Raw genomic sequence first — 18,676 nt, forward strand, 5'->3', positions numbered from 1 at the left:
CGTCGTCGGAGGTCGCTAGCTCCCGGCGATCGGGGTCCATCACAGACGTTGGTTTGCGTTAGAGCCGAAACCGGGGGCGGCAAGTTCTGCCGCCTCCCTGTGAGTTTTGCGGTCGGGGGCTACTTCAGAAATACCGATCCGTTCTCTGCGATCTCCTTCTGCAGAAGTTCTAGGGCCTTGTGGATAGCATCTGTTCTGGATGTGAACTCCTGCCTGGCGACCAGGCTGTCGAGGAACTCGATATCTTTGGGCTGTAGCTCGATGGTCGTATCCATGTCAGTTACGGCACAGACCGTTGCAGTTGTAGTTCCACCACGACCCACAGTCGACATGGTTCTGGCAGTTGGTGCTGAAGCAGTGGGTGGAGTTGTCACACCAGTCATCCTCAGTGGAGCAGGTGCAGGACCGCTGGTCAGCAGGCTGTGCCACACCGGCGGGGGTCGCGTTTTCTGGTCCGAGGACGGCCATTAACTGCCGCGTCTGGGTGCGCCCGAAGGCCTTCTCCGAAGCCGTCCGCAGCTCCTGGTCGCTGCGTGACAGCGTAGAGGTGGTGGCTACGGCAGCGAAGGTTGCTGGATTCGCTACGGTTGCCGCCGCTGAGTCCAGAACTTTTACTTGCGCGACTGTTAGCTGGCCATGGGCGGAGCGGAAGCGCGCGAGTTGCTCGATCCAGAGTTTGCTCTTGGCCGAGGGCGTCAGAGTCTGATAGATCGCCTTCCGGTACTCCATGGTGTGTGCCGTGATGGCGTCGTAGGTCGAGGGGAGGTTACTCGCGTTTGCTGCCACCCAAGCTCCGGCTTTGTCGGCGCTGGCGTAGGCGGGTAGTTTCCCGGTGACCATGAGACCACCGGCGACCAGGGCTCCGGCCCCGAGCTGCAGGAACCGTTTGCGGTTGACGGCCCCGGCGGAGTTGAAGCGAGTTCGTCAGTTGGAGACCCGTTGACCTCGCGTAATTGTCCTAGAGCTCGCAGGACGCTCAGCGTCGAACCGAGACCGAGCCGGCGGACCAACGGAACACCCATCGCTCTCCCGGTCCAGCCGCGGACTTTCTCACCGTCGACGCTAAACAGGGCCGGTTCCCACACAGCCTGGGATCCAAAAGCTTCCTCCCGCCATCGCACCACCTCCTGATGGGCCAGAGGTAGGACCTCGAGCTTCCCATCACAGGACGAGGCCATTCGAGCGGACAGTTGCCGGCACTTGGCGCACGACGCATCGAACGCGAGGACCCAACGGACTTCGGTTTTTTCCATGGACCGGACGCTAGCACTACTAGTCAAATAGTGGAATAGTGAAGAAATGATCCGATTCACTTTGGACCCCCAGTCCGGCGTCTCCACGTATCTGCAGCTTGTCCACCAGGTCAGACACGCCATCAGGCTGGGTTTGCTGGCCCCCGGCGACCAGCTACCGACCGCTAAAGATGTTGTCGCGGACCTAGCCATCAATCCCAATACCGTCCTCAAGGCCTACCGCGACTTGGAACGCGACGGTCTGGTGCAACCCCGGCCCGGGCTGGGAACCTTCATCAGTGCGACTCTGGGTGATAGTTCACGAGCTGAGAAGGCCCGACTGCAGGAGGAGCTTTCGGACTGGGTGCGTGATGCACTTGAAGCGGGGCTGGAGCAGGAGGACATCCGGGCGCTGTTCAGCCGTGCATTGCTTGACATCGCCACGAGGGAGTCAGCATGAAGAGCCCCACAACCATCGGCACGGCCAGATTGAGTTCGGTGACCGCCCTACCGGACCTGCGAAATTGCGAGCTGGAGATCACGGTGTGCCCGGCCATCGAAACCTTTCAGCTGGGCAGACGTTATCGGGGACGCGCCGCGCTGCATGACTGCTCGATGAGCATCCCGCAGGGCCGGGTGGTGGCGTTGGTCGGTCCGAACGGCTCCGGTAAAACCACGTTGCTGCAGTTGGCCGTGGGACTGCTGGCCCCGTCGACCGGGACGATCCGGGTTCTTGGCCGCACCCCTGGGCCGGACCTGACCACGCTGAGCAACGTCGCGTTCCTACCTCAGGAGAAGCCCCTGTACGCCGGTTTCACGGTCAAGGAAATGTTAAAGCTTGGCCAGCGGCTCAACCCTTCCTGGGATGATGAGGCCGCCCGCCGCCGTCTGGCCGGGCTAAATATCGCCTTAAGCTGGCGGATCGGGAAGCTTTCCGGGGGGCAACACACCCAGGTTGCGCTGACCCTGGCCCTGGCCAAACGCCCGAAACTGCTGCTGCTCGATGAGCCGTTGGCGGACCTGGACCCGCTGGCCCGGCACGAGGTCATGGCATCGGTCATGACCGCCGTCGCCGAAGACCAACTCACCGTCGTCCTGTCGTCCCACGTGATGCCTGATCTGAAGGAAACTTGCGATTGGTTGGTGGTGCTCAATAACGGCCGTGTCCAGGTCAGCGGTGATATCACCGACCTATTGGAAGACCACCAGGTGCTCACCGGACCGCTCGAACTGGCCGACCACCTGAACTCCCGGATCGAGGTGGTCGACGAGATCCGCACCGACCGTCAAGTCACCATGCTGGTGCGACACGCACAACCCCGTTGCATCCTGGACCCCCGGTGGGAAACCCGTCCGGTCGGCTTGGAGCAACTGGTGCTGGGCTATATGCGCGCTCCCGGGCAGTCCACCTTTCAACACCCCGTTGCGGCGAGGTCATGACCAGGAGGGAACGACCATGCTGTGGCTAACGCTCCGCCAGTACCGCACTCACCTGCTCGCCACCGGGGGCATTCTGTTGGCCTTGGCCGCGGTGCTACTGATCCATGGCCTGCTGACCCAATCGTTCATCGCCCAGTCAGCGCCGTTGGGTTGCCCGTCAACGGCGGCTCGTTGCACCGCCTTCGACCAGCAACTCAAAGGTCGCTATCAACAACTTCAGCCGCTGTTGCAGTACCTGCCCCTGCTCCCTGCCCTATCGGGGCGTTCTGGGGTGCGCCGTTGCTGGCCCGGGAATACGAACGAGGCACCTACAAACTCGTCTGGACGCAAACAGTTTCACGGCAGAAGTGGCTGACAGTAAAGCTCAGCGTCATCGGCGCGGCCGCGGCGGTGGGTGGCCTGGCACTGGGTTTGATGATCAGTGCGTGGCTCTCCGTGTTCCGCGGGACCACTTTCCCCGGCGTCTACCCGGACCGCAGCTTTTTTGAACTCCGTGGAATTGTGCCGGCCGGCTGGTGGCTGTTCTCGTTCATGATCGGCGCCGCCGCTGGCGCTGTGATCCGCCGGACCCTACCGGCCATGGCCGTCACCATCGTGCTGGCCGTCGCGTTGCTCATGTCATTCAACTCTGCCCGTGACTACGTCTACGCGGCCCCCGACCAGCTGGTGGTCACCACGCTGCCCGTATCGGCGGCAATACCGGTCGGGTCGTCCTACGTCGACTCGTGGTGGCTTGATCCGCAGGGTAACGCGCGGTCCGAAGTCGCCGTACAACGCGACACCGCGACGACTTGCCCACAAATCGACCCGCAGGTCCTTCCGGATAGTTGTCTGATGGGCCACGGCTATCGAGCGGTCGTGCTGTTTCAGCCGCCCACTCGGTGGTGGCGTTATCAGTTGACTGAGGACGCCATCCTGCTGTTGGCCTCGCTGTTGGCCGGAGCTCTGATCGTCGCCGCAGGCCGATCCCGGAAACGCTCCGTCCGCAGCACCACATCTGTTACCCAGCTCTCGGTCGCCGCTGGACCGGCAAGTTTCTGATCACTCTTACCATCGGGACGACTCCTGCAGCTAGGGCAGTGCCACAAAGCCGACAGGTCAGCAACAACGGCCAAAGGCTGTGCGTCGCGGCCAGGTCACCTACACCCCCATTTTTTGATCAATGAGCAAGTCGCCAGGTACGGCCGGTTCGCCGGTGCTGCAGGGCCGGGTACAAAGAATTGCAACGTTGGTGAAAACTGTTGGACCGGATGCTCCAGCTACGGCCCTATGCCCGACAGCCGAAGGCAAAGCGGGGCCTGGCATCTATCCCGAATTCAAGCTCGACGCAATTTTCAGGCGGGTCGTCATGTCCAGTTTCACTTCACCGTAGGGCAGAACATGTTGCCAGAACAGCGGTGTCAGTCCCCGGCGGCCTTCCGGCGCCAGTAGATCGTCCCATTCCTGATCGGCCAGGACGTCTTGGAGCATCAGGGTGTTGACATAGACCAGGGCTGCTTGGAGTATCCGCAGGCACAGAACGGTCATCTCCTGCTCGTCGGGTCGGTTGGACGCGATCTCGCCGCCCTTGCCGTAGTAGATGACCGAGTTCGCTCCGTTGAACGCCTCGACGATGTTGAGACCTTCGGTGATCTCCCGTTGCAGTTCGCGGCTGCGCAGGTACCGTGCGACGAAGATTGTCCGCTGCGCCCGACCGACTTCCAGCATCGCCTGGTAAGTCGGGTGCGAGGCGGAGCGGGTGAAGCGGCGCAGGATCGCCTCCGTGGAGGCGGTGCCCTGACGGATCGCGGTGGCGTACTTGATCATCTGGTCGTAGTTCTGCTCGACCAAGTCCCACCGGATCGGTCGGGTCAGTGCCGGGGTGAGCTCTGGGTAGGCCTCGGGTTGCCCGACTGTCGGGCGGTAGAGTCGGACCTTGTTGATCTGCTTGATCCGGGGCAGCAGGTCGAACCCGAGCAGCCGGGTGATCCCGAATCCGATCTCGGATTGGCCGTGCGTGTCGACATAATTGCCCTCCACCTTCATCGTGGTGCCGTGGCGGATCGCGCCCTCGACCATGGCGTGGACCTCGGAGGCGGAGGCCCGCAACGTCTGGGAGTGCACGACCATCGACCCGCGTTCGACGTGCCAATAGATCAGGATCCCTCGGCCACCGTAACGAGAATGCCACTCGGTGAAGATGTTCTGATCGTAGGAGCGGAAATGCGTGGAATCCGATGCCACCGCGGTCGACCCTTCGCCCCACAACGTCCGCCGGCGGACCGCGAACGTTGCGTTCGCGATGCCGATGGCGACTGCCTGGGCGGTGTCCTTGGTGAGATACCGCCTGCGGGCGTACCGGATCTCGTCTTCGGTGTGGCCGTGGCCGCCGCCGGCGGCGACAGCGCGGATGCCGGTGTTCGTGCCGTAGGCGTAGATGGCCAGCATCAGCCGCTCCGCCAGCACGGCCACCGGCAGCGTACCGCTGCCGACGACAGCGCTGACCTCGTCCAGACATCCCGTGCGCAGCACCGCTTCCTTCAAGATGTCGATCAGCGCGACCGTTCCCCATCGGCGCTGTACCTCCGCCTTGACCCGGCGCAGGTTCTTCGGTTCCGGGGCAGCCTCATATTTGGACAGTCCGATCGCACCCGAGGGCCGCTCGGTGACGGTCAACCAGTCCAGGCCCGGCACCGCCCGGTTCAGTTCCTCCAAGGCGGCGATCATCTCGTTGCGAAGATCGTGGATGAACACCGCCGGATCCAGGGGCTTGCGCAGTTCGCCGTAGTTTTCCCCGCGCCGTTCCTCGAAGTCGGCGGGCAGGTCGTCGTCGGGATTGCGCCAGGAGTCCGCGCCGACCACCCAAATCTCTTTGCACCGCAGCTGCTCCCTCAGCGCCTGGAAGGTGACTACTTCGTAGACCATCCGGGTGACCCGGTGCCGGCCGCGGGTGTCCACCCGATGGACCAGGTCCGACCAGTCACCGGTCGTGCCCCGATGCGACGGCACCGTCTCACCCAATGGGTAAAAGGTCAGGTTGCCGGCCTTCGCGTAGCGGATGATCAGATCCAACGCGTCGATCACCGGCCGATGCGTGGTGTTGTTGCTACGGAACTCCAATACCTGCAACAGCGCGATCAGACCGCGGCGGTAGTGGCCCGTGTAGGAGGCCCGCAACGTTGTCTGCACTGTCCGCCGATACACCGGACCGTTCGTCTTGAACTCGTGGACCAGCTCCCTCAACGTCTGCTCACCACCGGAAACAGCCGGGTACACCACATCCCGTACCGGCTCATCGGGTTGTTGCAACGCCGCCTCAGCGATGGCGAACAGGATGTTCTCCTTGCCTGAGACCCGCCGGAATGCGTTGATCAGCTCGTTGGTGACTCGCCGCTCCGCGCGGGCGCCGATCCGATGCACGGTGGCGATCAACAGATCTACCAACGTATCGGTAATTTCCCGTTGCCGCTGATGCACCAACGCCGCCAACAACAGCACCTTCAGCTCCGGCGGATGGCGGCGCAGATGCGAAGGTGCCTCCACCGCGGCGCGGGCGCGCCACCCATCGACCACTTTCGGAGCCACATCGGCAAACAACCCGGCAGGCAAACCCAGACCCCTGACGACGTTGAGCTTCCCGATCTCGGTCATCATCGACTCCAAGCTCACGTTGCCTGCGCCGGCCTTGATCAGCCCCAGTAAAGTCCCCGCACCGCCGTCGGTCCCGTCGTCCCCGTCTGGGTCCGGTTCGACCAACCTGAGCAGCCCCGCAACCGATGGCGAGCCCGCCCGGTCAGTGATCCTGACTGCCCAATCCTGCTCGGCCGTACGAAGGGCTGAACGGACCATCCGTAACAGCCGACCGGCAGTCGGAGCCTCGATCCGCTGCGCACGAAACCGGGCCAACAACGCCTCACGAACCCGATCCGGGCGACGCTCGACGTTCGCAACATGCTCGGCCAGCCAGACCGTCAAATCGTCCTGATCGGCGACCGTGGCCACCTTGAAACCAAGATGGTTCCGGATCTGTGACCGGTGGTACTCAATCGTGCTCCCGGACCACTCGTAGAACCCGAGATCCGACGCAGGCAAACCGATCTGGTCCGCGACAAACCTGATGACACCGTCCGCCAGATCGGACCGACCCCGCGGGAACCGCCCATGACGACTATAGAACTTCAACAGCAGCGCAAACCCCAACGCCGACACGCCCCGTTTGCCTACCAGCAACTCCCGGTCCTCATTAAGCAACGTCCAGAACTCGACCAGCTCACCAAGATCGACCGGCACCTGCTCCATACAAGGCTATCGTCCTCGCCCCTGCGCTCCTGTTCCTCGTTGGGGCTGGTGACAGCACCGTTACCAACACCCCCACTCCGACCTCCAACACGCCGCTAGCTGCGGCCCGCCCCGGGGCCCCGGGAACCGTGAAAGCAGCGTTTTTTATCTACCTGCTCACGGCGATTCTCTCGCTTGTCAGCGCCATTCTCTTGGTAAATAGCACTATCTGGGCCCGCGCCCTTGCGGAAGGTGTTCTCGAGGCTCAGAGCGAGGCCGATCTTGCCGGGACGGGTTTGACGGTCGGGGCAGTTATTAATGCCGCCAGATTAGTAGGAGTGATTGCCGGAGTTATATTTCTGGCGCTCTACCTCTTTTTTGCGTTCAAGATGCGTGCAGGCCGGAATTGGGCACGGATCGTGCTTACCGTGCTGTCTGCGCTATCCATTGTTAGCCAGGCCTCCGGCTTTGGCTCTGTCGAGGTCAACGGGACTGCCTACTCTGACAGCGCTGAGCAAATCGTTGGCTGGTTGAGCGCCGGGTGCGCGGTGGCGGCCATTGTTCTCATGTTCACGACTGTGTCCAACCAGTTCTTCGCAGCGTCGAAGCTCGCCCTCGGCAAGAGGTAGCTTCTCTGGACGCACGGCGTGGGCTCGGGATTCTTACCGTTCGCGCCGGTTGAGATGCCCTCCCCCCCCTCGAGCACGAGAGTATGCGGCCGCTGGCACCTGTATTCACGTACCCGTATTCGGGCACCCGCAGATCGAAGTCAGTGCGACTCCCTAGCTACCCCGTCACCGCTCGACCCAACCAGGAAGTCGAGATCTGCACCCGTGTCGGCCTGCATGACGTGCTCGACGTACAATTTCGCCCAGCCGCGGTCGGGGGCCGCAAACGCGGCGACAGATTCTGGCGATGCCAAGCGCGCGGCGAGCTCGTCGTCGGACACCATCATCCTGAGCGTGCGGGCCTCGACATCAAGCTCGATGACGTCGCCGGTCCGCACAAGCCCCAGCGGCCCGCCCGCCGCCGCCTCGGGAGCTACGTGCAAGATCACCGTTCCGTAGGCGGTGCCACTCATCCGCGCATCACTGATGCGAACCATGTCTCGCACTCCCTGCTCGAGCAGTGTGCGAGGCAACGGCATATTTCCCACCTCGGGCATGCCAGGATAACCGCGCGGTCCGCATCCTCGCAGTACGAGCACCGAGTCTGCCGTGATTTCGAGATCGGGGTCGTCGAGACGTGCCCGCATATCCTCAATACTGTCGAACACGACGGCGGGCCCCCGATGCTGAAGGAGGGCAGGGGTGGCAGCTGATGGCTTAATGATCGCGCCGTCCGGGGCGAGATTACCCCGGAGCACGGCGATGCCGGCGTGTTCCATGAGTGGTTTATCGCGGGGCAAGATCACGGTGTCGTCATACACGGGTGAGTTTCCGAGGTAGCTGACGAGCGGCTTCCCCGTGACTGTGATGGGGTCCGGGTGCAAGAGGTCGCTGATTTCGGAAAGTGCTGCGAGCAGCCCGCCGGCCCGGTAGAGGTCATCCATCAAGAAATGTCCCGACGGCTGCAGATTGAGCAGCAGCGGAACATCCCTGCCCGCTTCGTCAAAATCGTCCAGGGTGAGCCGCACGCCGACACGGCCTGCAATTGCCAGCAGGTGTACGACGGCATTCGTCGAGCCGCCTACGGCAGCGACGGCGATGATGGCGTTGAGAAATGCCTTTCTCGTCATGATGTCGCTGGGTCGCCGATCCGCGGCGATCAGATCAACGATCAGGCGGCCTGTTTCCTGAGATAACGACAGCAAGCGCGAATCAGGTGCGGGGGTTCCCGCAAAGCCCGGAATCGTCATCCCCAAAGCCTCGGCGACGACCGCCATGGTCGATGCGGTGCCCATGGTGTTGCAGTGGCCCTTACTGCGGATCATCGAACTTTCCGAGTCGCGGAATTGTTGACTGCTAATGGTGCCGCCCCGCACTTCCTCACTCAGGCGCCAGACGTCCGTACCGCACCCCAGCGCCTCGCCGCGGAAGTGCCCGGTGAGCATGGGGCCGCCGGGGACCACGATCGCAGGCAGATTTACCGATGCTGCAGCCATCAGAAGCGCGGGGATCGTTTTGTCGCAGCCGCCGAGCAGTACCAGTCCGTCGATGGGGTTGGCGCGGAACATCTCCTCCATCGCCATGGCGGCCATATTGCGCCAGAGCATTGCCGTTGGCTTGACTTGGGTTTCGCCGAGCGAGACAACCGGGAGGTTGTACGGCACCCCGCCCGATTCCCATACCCCGCGCTTCACGGCCTCGGCAACTTCACCCAGATGCATATTGCACGGGGTGAGATCGCTCGCGGTGTTGGCAATGGCGATCTGAGGTCGCTTCCCATCGAGGGTGTCGTCAGTGTTGCCCCGTCGCATCCATGCGCGGTGGATATAGGCGTTGCGGTCTGTGCCCGCAAACCACTGCGCGCTGCGTAGCTCGCTCATCGATCATTTTCCGTCGGACGGCCAGCCACTGCGACCGTGTAGCGGAGAGCAATTTGTTTCATAACAAGGCCTTTTTCTCGAACCGACTGCGAGATATCCACTGGTTGGTGCTTGTTCAGCGTGCACGACACTCTCATCCGCAACGCCAGCGCTACGTTTTAACCCGGGGAAAGTAGTGACTACACTTCCCGAATTATGGCACCCAACAGAGCGCGGGCGCGAGTGGCCGGAAGTTCCAGATACGGTCTCGGCGAAGGCATACTTCTTGACCCGATGACGGGGTTAGTGCAGTGGATCGATATCAACGACGGCGTAGCCCTTGAGGGCAAGGTGGGCCAGGACGGCATCACCGAAACACGCCGCACACACATTGATGTGACCGTCGGTGCGGTAGCACTCGCGGCAGATGGCGGCAGACTATTCGCAGCCGCCACCGGCTTAGCGTGCCTCTCGCCCGACGGCGTCCTCTCGCTCGGCCCAGATCTGGTGGGGGATCGGCCGGGTGCGCGCCTCAACGATGGAGCAGTTGACCCGCAGGGCCGATTTGTAGTGGGCACTTTGACGACAGGTGGTCGCACGGACCAGGAGGTGCTGGTGCGAGTGTCGGCCTCCGGCGAGGTTGAAACCCTACGGACCGGGCTCTCGCTCTCCAACGGTATCGGCTTTTCGCCGGACGGTGCGACCATCTATCACGTCGATACCCTGACCAAAACCCTGTCCGCGCATGCCTACGACTCTCAGTCGTGGGATGCATGGACCCCGATCCCCTGCGATTTTGCTGGCCACCCGGATGGCTTGATTGTTGACGTGCAGGGCCATCTGTGGGTCGCGCAGTGGGGAGCCGGCCTCGTGCAATGTTTCGCCCCTCGGGAATTCTTCTCGCCGAGGTTGAGGTGGGCACCCCTCAGGTCACGTGCATGAGCTTCGTGGCCGACGGGCTCCTGGCAATCACCACATCGGACAACGACACCGACCATGACGCACTTGCGGGGGCCCTGTTCCTGTGCGAGGTGGATGCCCGCGGCATTGACGAATCGCGGTGGGCCGGGTCCACCGGAACTCCGTATTGGAGCGAGTGAATGACCACGCGCAAGGCGCTACTCGATACCCGCCGCGAGTTCATCGTCTCGGTGGTGGAGTAGGTGCGCGCATTCGTCGTCAGCGCGCCCCGCTCCGCCTCTGTCGTGCTGGTGGATGCACCGCTTCCTGGTAGAGGTGAACTGCTTGTCAACGTCGAACGCGTAGGTATCTGCGGGACCGATGTTGAGTTCTACACCGGTGACATGGCCTACCTTGCACAGGGTCTCATGCATTTTCCGCTGCGCCTTGGCCATGAATGGACCGGCGTCGTCACTGGACTCGGCGCCGAAACGGATGCGGCCTGGCTGGGCCGTCGCATTACAGGTGACACCATGCTTGGCTGCGGTGAATGTCGATTCTGCCTTTCTGGCAAACACCACATCTGCCCCAGCGTTTCGAAGTCGGGATTCAAGACGGCTGGCCTGGAGCATTGGCCGAGCAGCTCCTCATCCCCCAGCGATACGCCCACGCAATCCCGGACTCAGTGTCTGTGGCAGCGGCGGCGCTGGTCGAACCCGGTGGTAACGCACTGCGAGCCGTCGAGGCAACGGGGCTGGCTCGGGGTGGCCGGGTATTGATTCTCGGGTCTGGCACCATCGGGCTGCTCGCTGCGCAGATTGCGCTGGCGCGCGGTCTTGAGGTGGAGGTTGCTGGGGACCGCGAATCGTCCCTGGAGCTTGCCCATTCGTTGGGTGTGCCTGTCACGAGGTGGCTACCGGATGTCGCTCCCGAGTTCGATGATGTGTCCCGCCTCAACGACGCGCGCGGCGTCGCAGCCGGCCTGCCGCACTACGACGCCGTCATTGACGCCACCAGTCACCACGCGTCTCCCTCTGTCGCCGCACGGCTCGTCGACCCAGGCGGCCGGGTGGTGTACATCGGTCTTGCAGGAACTCCCAGCCTGGTGGACAGCCGTGACCTGGCGCTGAAAGATGTTACGGCCGTGGGTATTTTGTCTGCTTCCCCTGGACTGGTCGGTGCCATCGAACTATTCGCCTCCGGAGCTGTCGTTCCTGACGCCCTCGTCGCCGAAGTTGTAGGGCTATCAGAAATCGCCGAGCGTTTCGAAGGCCGCCGGGGGCTGCGCGCCGGACCAGGCCCAAAAGTGCATGTTGATCCCAGACTTCCCTAATCTGGCGCTCGGAGTTTTTTTCCACAGTGGGAGATGATCAGATCGGCAGACAACACGGGTAACAAAGCCGCAGATCGACCCGCGTTTTTCCCCTGCAGAACCTGCCCTTCATGGGTCTACAAACGCGCTAAGAATCACCGTGATAGTCGCGCCTGAGGCTGCCAGATGAGCGTTCACAGGCAAAGCATGTCGAATTTTTGCGAGACGCCTCCGAACCTGATGGGCATCGTTTTGATGATGCAAAAAAAGACGAATTGAGAAAAGTGTGAGGTGCTGCCACCATAGGGTCAGCGAACAGGGCCTCGACTTTGACCATGTCCTCACATCGGCACAGGCCGTTAGTGAAGCGCACTTCTTCCACGTCTTCAGAAAGGCGTCTCGAAATGTCAAACTTTGCCAAAATTCCCGCGCCCGCGATCTCCGTGGGGGCCGAACCTGCGGCGATCACCAACTCGGAGTACCTACTTCGACTTGTGGCCGCTCAGGACAAACTGCGATCGGCGGAACTCGATTTTCTCCTGGTCTATGCCGATCGTGAGCATTTCGCTGATCTGGTTCACCTCACCGGAGTCGATCCCCGGTTCGAAGAAGCTATCTATGTTCTTTCACCGGACGGCTTAGGAAACCTCCTCCTTGGCAACGAAAACCTTAAACTGTGGCCCGCAAGGGAAATAGGTATCCCTGTCCATCTGTACCAAGAGTTAAGTCCCTTGGGTCAAATACGCAGCAGCCCACTGCAGCTGACCGATTTATTGCGCACCGCCGGAATCGAGACCGGATCTCGAGTAGGTGTGGCTGGCGGCAAGGAGTTTACTGCTGGCTTTGTCCAAGATCCTGTCCACGCGCTCTCGGCTCCGGCCTACCTCGTTGACGCCCTGCGCCAGGTAGTCGGGTTAACCGGCAGCGTCGTCAACGCCGAGCACATTTTTAAGCACCCCACCAGCGGTCTTCGGACAGTGTCGAGCGCCCACCAAATCGCACATTTCGAATATGCCGCTGCGGTGGCCTCACATTCGGTGATGACCGCGCTCGGTCACCTGCACCCGGGAATCGCAGCCAACACGCTTGCAGACACACTCTTCGATCACGGAATTCCGTTGTCCTGCCACACCATGGTCAACTTCGGTGATCGCCAAGGCCTCTACAGCCCCAGCGCCAACGTTGCGCAGCTAGGCGATGCCTTCGCGATTGCGCAAGGCCTGCGCGGTGGGCTTACCTGTCGAGCTGGAATAATCGCTCGTGGGCCCGAAGATCTCGTTGGCCCCGCCCGCGAGGGCTTCCCGCAACTTGCGCTGAACTATTTCGACGTCTTGATTGCCTGGTACGAAGCGGCAACCGTGGGAGCCGCCACCGGAGATATCTTCGCCGCGGCGGAGAGTAAGCGGGACCGGACAGTATTCGAATTCGCGCTGAATCCTGGGCACCTGCTGCACCTTGAGGAGTGGAGCCAATCCACGTTCGAACAAGCCAGTCCTGTGCGCCTGCAGTCCGGTTCGATGGTGCAGTGCGACATCATCCCGGTATCAACCACCCCGGGCCTGCACGTCAATGTAGAGGACGGCGTCGCTCTGGCCGATGGCGCGCTACGCGCCGAACTCGCCAACGACTATCCCGAATTATGGGACAGAGTGGAAAATAGGCGCCGCTACCTGAGCGACGTCATAGGTGTGACACTCGATGAATCGGTTCTTCCGATGAGCACCATGCCGCTGTGGTTCACTCCCTACGTCATGGATGCGCAGCTCGGAATGACGAAGTAAAACCCTAGGTGCGTGTGCGATTTCGAAGGTAGTCAGCGAGAACTTCGGCGCCGAGGCCATCCAGATCAGGAGCGACCAACCTGCCACCGCAACGCCTCGCCATAGAATCCATGAACTCGATCAGTCGTGGGTCCTCACCCAGGGCAAAGAAGGTGATGGCCGCTCGGCGAGCCGTGAGTTTGTCCAGCTCGGTGATGGTCGCCGTGAGCGTTTCTGACAGCGGCGGATACGAGAAGACAACGCCGGAACGGCCTTCCAAGTGCGCCGTGGGTTCGCCGTCGGTTACTACGAGCACCACGGGCATCGCATCAGGGTGCTTGGCCAGGTGCTCGCCAGCCAGCAACAATCCGTGATGCAAGTTGGTTCCCTGAACGTGCGCCCCTTCGAGCCCAATCAACTCGCTGAGCTCGATGCGACGGGCCGATCGACCAAAAGTAATGACTTGCAATGCATCTGAGCGAAACCTGGTCGAAATCAGTTGGTGCAGCGCTAATACTGTCCGCTTCATTGGCACCCACCGCCCATCCTGAACCATTGACCAGCTGGTATCGACGAGCAGGACCACCGCCGCACGGGTCCGTTGTTCCGTCTCAATGATTTCCACGTCGGCAACATCGAGAGTGCGTTGGTCACCGCCCGCCTGACGCAGTTGCGCATTGAGCAAGGTGCGCGGCACATTCCACGCATGGGTGTCGCCGAACGCCCAGGGACGGCTCGCCCCGGTCGGTTCCCCCGCAGCACCAGAGCGCCGGGTATCCCGCTCGCCCTGACGGTTCCCGACGCTCTTTGCAACGTCGCGAAGAATCGACTCCCCCAGCTTCCGAATCGCCTTTGGCGAGAGCTGCAGAGTTCCATCGGGGCCGCGTTGCAGAAGGCCCTGCGCCAATAACTCACGCTCAAGTTCGGCAAGGTCGCTCAGGGCCTGCGCTGCGCCCCGCCCGAGGGCGTTCTCGAGTGATTGGTGGTCGATATCGGCAAGCGTTGCCCCCGGGTAGTCCTGCGCCAGTTGGTGTGCAAGATCATCAAGCCGGGCGAGTTCTTCCATTGCGCGGGTGGCTTCACCAAGCCCCATAGGGGTGTGACCTTTGAAGTTCGCACTGCCATTCCACTTTTCGCCCGGACGAAGATTCTTTAACTGCCGGTCCAGTGTTGCCAATGAGTCTGCGAGGCTGCTGTCCCCCAAAGCTTGTTGGCTTAGCTGCGATAATTCGGCGCGTTGATCCGCCGTCAACGATCGCATCATGCCTTCTGCGGCGGCGGCACGCGCGGCCAGCAGATCGACGAGATCGGATACGGAGCTGGGGTCTTCGGGAAAGTGCGCGCCGTGGTCGGCCATGAATGTGCGGAACTGGTCTGGGGTGTCCGTGCCAGCGGCGTAGTCTGCAAGCAACGCACTCAGGTCAGTGAGCATGAGCCTGACGCTGTCGATGTCCGCCGGTGTTGCATGTTCCAACGCGGCTTTCATTCCAGCAAAGAGTTGGTCCAACATTTCGCGTCCAAGCAATTGCTGGATTTGGTCAAAGGATTGCTGCGCCTCGGCGGAAATAAAGTCGTAGTTGCTCAACTCCTTGACGGCCGACCCGGTGTCGCCCGGAAGAGCATCTAGTTGGAATTCGCGAAACCGTGCGTCATCTGTGTTCTGGCTGACCAAAGCCTCCCTCTCCTGATGAAGCGCCTGCTCGAGAAGACCCCGCACTTCCTGCAAAGTTCCATCCACCCGATGGTTGCCTTGAAGCTTTCTGCGTTGTGCATTGACTCGCCGAGCAAGATCATCGAGGCCTTGCCGGTGCTTGCTCCCTTGCCGTAGGAGCTCTCGCAATGCCTGCCGGGCAGAAGCACCTTCCATCACGTCGCGGCCGATCCGCTCCAGCTCGCGGCGCAGGTCTCGCGGTTCAGCCAGCGGGTCCGGGCCGTCGATGTACCGCTGGTAGGAATATGACCGACCCGGTGATGTGGGGCCGACCCCCGAGATGTCCTCGGCGCTTTCAGCCATAGCTGACCGTGTCGCCCTTCGCCCTCGTCGCTTTAGTCAAACGTCTAGTGAGGAAGAGCAACTCAAGAGCCAGTTCGGCCGCAGCCGCGAGCGGACCTGGGCCCTCCGAATCCAGCGCCCCTAGCCTGGCACCCACTTCGGCGACAACCGGCAGGTCGGGCAACGCCGCAACCACTTGGGCCGCCGTCACGCGCTCTCCCGTGCGCAGCGGACTCTGCCCCACCGCCTCGGCAAGTGGGGCTAGATCGACCCCGCGCAGTGCAGCTTTAGCGGTGTCAGCTGTGGCGCGACGAAGAAGATGCGCCAAAATTTCCGACGCGCGCTCTGCTTCGCCGGTGGTGAACTCGAGTTTGCCCCGAAGCACCGGCACCATCGATTCAAGGTCGATAAGCCTTGCCGTGGCGCGGGTTTCCGACGTGACGGCAAAGCGTCGAAGCGCTGCGGCTGCGACGGTTTCCGCCGCGGCGACTGAGAACCTCGCTGAAACGCCGGATGTTTGGTCGATCGAGTCCGAGTCGCGCAGCAGCCTGCTGAATCGGGCAATGATTTCCAAGAGGTGATCCGGCACCTCGGCAACCAGGTGGGCCTCCTGTTGAATCAGCGCCACCTCATGTGTCAACTCGAGCGGATAATGAGTTCGCACTTCAGCCCCGAACCGGTCCTTCAAGGGCGTGATAATCCGTCCGCGGTTGGTGTAGTCCTCTGGATTGGCTGAGGCCACCAGAAGGATGTCCAAGGGCAGTCGCAAGGTATACCCACGGACCTGAATATCGCGTTCTTCCATGACGTTGAGCAACGAAACCTGGATGCGTTCAGCAAGATCGGGCAGTTCGTTGATTGCCACGATCCCCCTGTGAGCACGCGGCACCAGGCCGAAATGGATCGTCTCCGGGTCGCCGAGCGAGCGCCCTTCGGCTACTTTGACCGGGTCCACGTCGCCGATCAGGTCGGCAACCGCGGTGTCCGGCGTCGCGAGTTTTTCGGTATAACGCTCCAGGCGATGCCTCCAGGCAACGGGTAAGTCGTCGCCGAGCTCGCCCGCACGGCGTTGTGATCCCGGCGTGATGGGATCGAAAGGGTGCTCGCCGAGTTCAGACCCTTCGATCACGGGCGTCCACTCATCGAGCAACGTCACCAGTGACCGAAGCAACCTTGTCTTACCCTGACCTCGCTCACCTAGCAGGACCACGTCGTGGCCCGCCAGCAATGCCCGCTCTAATTGGGGAAGCACAGTGTCGTCAAATCCGACGATGCCCTCCCACGGACTGTGGCCAGACGTTAACGCTGCCAACAGGTTGTCGCGAATTTCGGCCTTGACACCTCGCTGCACGTGGCCGCTCGCTCGGAGTTCGCCAACGGTGCCGGGAAGGTTTTCAGGAGAGGTGATCTGCACGCTTTCCCACGCTACGCCTGCGCGCCAGCGGCCGGCTGGGCCGCAGGAACGCTGCGCCTGATCACCTCAACACGAGCGCAGGATTTAGTAAGGAGGAGTTCCAAACACGAACACGCTGTCGCCGAGGTGCAGGGCGTTGAAGAACGTTTCTGACGCCGAACTTGATAAGTGGATGCAACCGGCGGACTGCACCGAGAGACTGCCTTGGTGAAACGCTATTCCGCCATCAAAGAATACGGAGTTAGGCATCGCGGCGCCGTTGTAGATGCTCGACTTGTGATGTTTGTCTAGCCAATACACCTTGAACGTGCCGGTTCCGGTGCGGTGGCCCGCCTTCCCGGACGTCATATCGACTGGGCCGTAGGTGATTTCACCGCCGGTCTGCAACCACGCCAACTCATTCGTCAGGTCGACGCACGCGGCTGCAGTCGTTGGGCAAGGATTGGCTGCAGCCAGCGAGGCGGCTCCCGCCTCGTTGGGATTGACGACGGGCGGAGTAACCGACAGGGTCGCCTTGGCGGTGTTGGCTTGGAACCGTTTGTCGCCCGAGTAGTTCACAAGAATCTGATGATCCCCGGCGGCAACCGCAGAGACGGTGAAACCAATTTTCCCTGCAGCGTCAACCTCGCCATTGGCGACTTCAATCCCATCGAGCGTGGCCGTAACTTGCCCAGTTGGCTTGTCGGGTGTGCCGATGATGCTCACTGTCACTGTCCCGCTGCCGTCGGGGAGAAGCGTCGGCTTCACGATGGAAATGTCAACATTGGTAGAACTGGTGACGAGCGTGAGCTGCGACTGGGAGGCACCCACACGATCGGACCCGGCAAAGGTCACGGTGAGATCCTTCGAACCCGGATCGAACCTGTTCAAAAATTGCAGCGACGCCTGGCCCTGCGGGTTGGTGGTGCCTTCGGCGACGACCTGTTCGCCGTCCGTGACCTTCACCGCGCCGGTCAAATCCGCCTCCGCAGCTGCCGACACAGCAATGGTGAAGGAAGCTTGGTCGCCGTAACGAACGGCGTCTTTGGTTGCCGAACCGGTGACGCCGGTCGAGACTTGGGCGATGGACACCGTGCTGGCGGCGGTGGTGGGACCGACCTGATCCGGCGCTGTCGGCAGGTACGACGCGGTGACGGTGTGAGCGCCCAACGCCAACGAAGTTGGTAGAGCAAAAGATGCCTGGTTCGCACTTACTGCGACGGGCTCCGATGTCACACCATCGATATCGAACGTGACCGCTCCGGCGGCGTCGATGCCGCTGTTGGTGCTGAGTGCGGCAGAAACTGAGGTCGCCGCAGCATCGCTCGGGCTAGCAGCCAGCACCAGGGTCGCTGCCGCCGGCAGCACGTCGAGGCTGGCACTGGTGGAAGCGGAGGGGTGGGCTCCGTCGCCGTCATAGGTGAGCGTCACGGCCGCAGGGCCGGGAGCAACCTGGGCCGCAGCAATAGTCGCCGTGCCCGTGCCAGCTGCATCAGTGCGGATAACCTGCGAAGCACCAGCCACTTGGACCGTAACGGCCGCGTCTGGAATCGGGGTCGATCCTGCTGACAACGAGAACGAGACTGCGAGATCCTTACCGAACACCGACGACTCGGGTCCAGTCATGGTCAAGCTGCTCGCCAACACTGGAACGGTGGCGGACGCGCTATTGGCAGCAGGCACGTTACTGGCAGCGCTGGCGACAGATTCCCCGCCGGGTGCCGAGGTCGAACTGCCCGCGGTAGCGCCCGCCGAGATCGGATTCTGCGCCGGCCCACAAGCGACGAGGGCGCCGCCCACGGCAGCGACAATCACCATGCGCGCTACAGCCAATCGCGCCCTACCGGCCCGAGACCGACGCCGCTGATGAACCCGCATATTTACCCCCATCACAAGAACCGCCACATTGATCGCGTGCCGCC

General features: G+C 62.1%; 16 protein-coding genes and 1 pseudogene. 10 read left to right on the plus strand and 7 right to left on the minus strand.

Annotated features, from left to right (window positions below; genetic code table 11):
- Positions 1–119: 119 nt before the first annotated feature.
- Together EH165_RS15390 and EH165_RS07345 are read right to left on the minus strand one after the other, a co-directional pair.
- Positions 120–275, minus strand: a complete 156-nt coding sequence (locus EH165_RS15390; protein WP_164479146.1) for a ribbon-helix-helix domain-containing protein — start codon at positions 273–275, stop codon at positions 120–122.
- A gap of 1 nt (position 276) precedes the next feature.
- Positions 277–840: a bacteriocin fulvocin C-related protein gene (locus EH165_RS07345; RefSeq protein ID WP_124798891.1), complete on the minus strand. Its 564-nt coding sequence runs from the start codon at positions 838–840 to the stop codon at positions 277–279.
- A gap of 459 nt (positions 841–1,299) precedes the next feature.
- Here EH165_RS07345 and EH165_RS07350 point away from each other — a divergent pair, with 459 nt between their 5' ends.
- The 3 genes from EH165_RS07350 to EH165_RS07360 all read left to right on the plus strand — a co-directional run bounded on the left by EH165_RS07350 (position 1,300) and on the right by EH165_RS07360 (position 3,713).
- The gene (locus EH165_RS07350) at positions 1,300–1,692 is read left to right on the plus strand and encodes a GntR family transcriptional regulator (protein ID WP_124798892.1); all 393 of its coding nucleotides are present in this window, start codon (positions 1,300–1,302) and stop codon (positions 1,690–1,692) included.
- A 77-nt stretch (positions 1,693–1,769) separates the two neighbouring features.
- On the plus strand, positions 1,770–2,672 hold the full coding sequence (locus EH165_RS07355) for an ABC transporter ATP-binding protein (RefSeq protein ID WP_422392143.1): 903 nt from the start codon (positions 1,770–1,772) through the stop codon (positions 2,670–2,672).
- 21 nt (positions 2,673–2,693) lie between these two features.
- The gene (locus tag EH165_RS07360; RefSeq protein WP_124798894.1) at positions 2,694–3,713 is read left to right on the plus strand and encodes an ABC transporter permease subunit; all 1,020 of its coding nucleotides are present in this window, start codon (positions 2,694–2,696) and stop codon (positions 3,711–3,713) included.
- Between the two features lie 264 nt (positions 3,714–3,977).
- Here EH165_RS07360 and EH165_RS07365 read toward each other — a convergent pair whose 3' ends face one another.
- Entirely contained in the window at positions 3,978–6,950 is a 2,973-nt protein-coding gene (locus EH165_RS07365; protein WP_124798895.1) for a Tn3 family transposase, read from the minus strand.
- A gap of 128 nt (positions 6,951–7,078) precedes the next feature.
- Between EH165_RS07365 and EH165_RS07370 the strand changes: the two genes are divergently transcribed.
- The gene (locus EH165_RS07370; protein WP_124798896.1) at positions 7,079–7,558 is read left to right on the plus strand and encodes a hypothetical protein; all 480 of its coding nucleotides are present in this window, start codon (positions 7,079–7,081) and stop codon (positions 7,556–7,558) included.
- 140 nt (positions 7,559–7,698) lie between these two features.
- Here the strand turns inward: EH165_RS07370 and EH165_RS07375 are convergent, their stop codons facing one another.
- The gene (locus EH165_RS07375; RefSeq protein ID WP_124798897.1) at positions 7,699–9,417 is read right to left on the minus strand and encodes an IlvD/Edd family dehydratase; all 1,719 of its coding nucleotides are present in this window, start codon (positions 9,415–9,417) and stop codon (positions 7,699–7,701) included.
- 195 nt (positions 9,418–9,612) lie between these two features.
- Here EH165_RS07375 and EH165_RS07380 point away from each other — a divergent pair, with 195 nt between their 5' ends.
- The 5 genes and pseudogenes from EH165_RS07380 (at position 9,613) to EH165_RS07390 (ending at position 13,389) form a co-directional block, all read left to right on the plus strand.
- Complete coding sequence (locus EH165_RS07380) at positions 9,613–10,338, plus strand: SMP-30/gluconolactonase/LRE family protein (RefSeq protein ID WP_124798898.1); 726 nt, start codon at positions 9,613–9,615, stop codon at positions 10,336–10,338.
- On the plus strand, positions 10,335–10,496 hold the full coding sequence (locus tag EH165_RS15395) for a hypothetical protein (RefSeq protein ID WP_164479148.1): 162 nt from the start codon (positions 10,335–10,337) through the stop codon (positions 10,494–10,496). The genes EH165_RS07380 and EH165_RS15395 overlap by 4 nt, the downstream gene beginning before the upstream one ends.
- A gap of 111 nt (positions 10,497–10,607) precedes the next feature.
- Positions 10,608–10,847: pseudogene (locus EH165_RS16825) on the plus strand (alcohol dehydrogenase catalytic domain-containing protein); the annotation flags it as partial.
- An 80-nt stretch (positions 10,848–10,927) separates the two neighbouring features.
- The gene (locus EH165_RS15755) at positions 10,928–11,629 is read left to right on the plus strand and encodes a zinc-binding dehydrogenase (RefSeq protein WP_239020759.1); all 702 of its coding nucleotides are present in this window, start codon (positions 10,928–10,930) and stop codon (positions 11,627–11,629) included.
- 383 nt (positions 11,630–12,012) lie between these two features.
- Positions 12,013–13,389 (plus strand): M24 family metallopeptidase, encoded by a 1,377-nt coding sequence (locus tag EH165_RS07390; protein WP_124798899.1) that lies wholly within the window; start codon positions 12,013–12,015, stop codon positions 13,387–13,389.
- Positions 13,390–13,393: 4 nt separating this feature from the next.
- Here EH165_RS07390 and EH165_RS07395 read toward each other — a convergent pair whose 3' ends face one another.
- The 3 genes from EH165_RS07395 to EH165_RS07405 all read right to left on the minus strand — a co-directional run bounded on the left by EH165_RS07395 (position 13,394) and on the right by EH165_RS07405 (position 18,380).
- Positions 13,394–15,382 carry a vWA domain-containing protein gene (locus EH165_RS07395; RefSeq protein ID WP_124798900.1) on the minus strand — a complete coding sequence of 663 codons (1,989 nt, stop codon included), beginning with the start codon at positions 15,380–15,382 and terminating at the stop codon, positions 13,394–13,396.
- Positions 15,375–16,769, minus strand: coding sequence for an ATP-binding protein (locus EH165_RS07400; protein ID WP_124800382.1), 1,395 nt, complete (start codon positions 16,767–16,769; stop codon positions 15,375–15,377). Before EH165_RS07400 ends, EH165_RS07395 begins: the two co-directional genes overlap by 8 nt.
- 90 nt (positions 16,770–16,859) lie before the next feature.
- On the minus strand, positions 16,860–18,380 hold the full coding sequence (locus tag EH165_RS07405) for an Ig-like domain repeat protein (RefSeq protein WP_164479149.1): 1,521 nt from the start codon (positions 18,378–18,380) through the stop codon (positions 16,860–16,862).
- Between EH165_RS07405 and EH165_RS15400 the strand changes: the two genes are divergently transcribed.
- Positions 18,379–18,621, plus strand: a complete 243-nt coding sequence (locus tag EH165_RS15400; RefSeq protein WP_164479150.1) for a hypothetical protein — start codon at positions 18,379–18,381, stop codon at positions 18,619–18,621. The two genes, EH165_RS07405 and EH165_RS15400, sit on opposite strands and share 2 nt — an antisense overlap.
- Positions 18,622–18,676: the final 55 nt, after the last annotated feature.

It is taken from the genome of Nakamurella antarctica (assembly GCF_003860405.1).
Classification (GTDB): Bacteria; Actinomycetota; Actinomycetes; order Mycobacteriales; family Nakamurellaceae; genus Nakamurella; species Nakamurella antarctica.

Coding starts and splice junctions, on each gene's coding strand:
- EH165_RS07350 (WP_124798892.1), top strand. CDS start 1,300: ATGATCCGATTCACTTTGGACCCCCAGTCCGGCGTCTCCACGTATCTG.
- EH165_RS07390 (WP_124798899.1), top strand. CDS start 12,013: ATGTCAAACTTTGCCAAAATTCCCGCGCCCGCGATCTCCGTGGGGGCC.
- EH165_RS15390 (WP_164479146.1), bottom strand. CDS start 275: ATGGATACGACCATCGAGCTACAGCCCAAAGATATCGAGTTCCTCGAC.
- EH165_RS07345 (WP_124798891.1), bottom strand. CDS start 840: ATGGTCACCGGGAAACTACCCGCCTACGCCAGCGCCGACAAAGCCGGA.
- EH165_RS15400 (WP_164479150.1), top strand. CDS start 18,379: ATGGTCAAGCTGCTCGCCAACACTGGAACGGTGGCGGACGCGCTATTG.
- EH165_RS07365 (WP_124798895.1), bottom strand. CDS start 6,950: ATGGAGCAGGTGCCGGTCGATCTTGGTGAGCTGGTCGAGTTCTGGACG.
- EH165_RS15395 (WP_164479148.1), top strand. CDS start 10,335: ATGAGCTTCGTGGCCGACGGGCTCCTGGCAATCACCACATCGGACAAC.
- EH165_RS07395 (WP_124798900.1), bottom strand. CDS start 15,382: ATGGCTGAAAGCGCCGAGGACATCTCGGGGGTCGGCCCCACATCACCG.
- EH165_RS07380 (WP_124798898.1), top strand. CDS start 9,613: ATGGCACCCAACAGAGCGCGGGCGCGAGTGGCCGGAAGTTCCAGATAC.
- EH165_RS07405 (WP_164479149.1), bottom strand. CDS start 18,380: ATGACTGGACCCGAGTCGTCGGTGTTCGGTAAGGATCTCGCAGTCTCG.
- EH165_RS07375 (WP_124798897.1), bottom strand. CDS start 9,417: ATGAGCGAGCTACGCAGCGCGCAGTGGTTTGCGGGCACAGACCGCAAC.